The sequence below is a fragment of the Erythrobacter donghaensis genome (genome assembly GCF_001557325.1).
GTDB classification, from domain to species: Bacteria; Pseudomonadota; Alphaproteobacteria; order Sphingomonadales; family Sphingomonadaceae; genus Erythrobacter; species Erythrobacter donghaensis_B.
The window spans coordinates 1-258 of record NZ_LSJS01000024.1 but is presented as its reverse complement, the minus strand read 5'-3'; the positions used below and the strand labels follow the sequence as shown (position 1 = coordinate 258).

The 258-nt window shown below is 61.6% G+C and carries 1 protein-coding gene; it reads left to right on the top strand.

The features are described from left to right. The coding region (locus AX692_RS00450) for a conjugal transfer protein TraH (RefSeq protein WP_196491739.1) at nucleotides 1-258 on the top strand (258 nt) is incomplete at both ends.

The window sequence follows — 258 nt, the reverse complement described above, 5'->3', positions numbered from 1 at the left end:
TCGGCAATGTCTGGACGCGCTTTCCCCAGAAGACGACCAACATTGCCAACCTGCAACTGCCGCGCGCCCGCGCCGGGTGCGGCGGCATCGACATCTTCGCCGGCTCGTTCAGCTTCATCAACGCGAGCGAGATCGTCGCGATGCTGAAGGCCGTCGCGAATAATGCCGTCGGCTTCGCCTTCAGTCTGGCGATCGACACGGTCTGCCCGGAATGCTCGAAGATCATGCAGGAGTTCAGCCAGAAGGCTCAGCTCATGA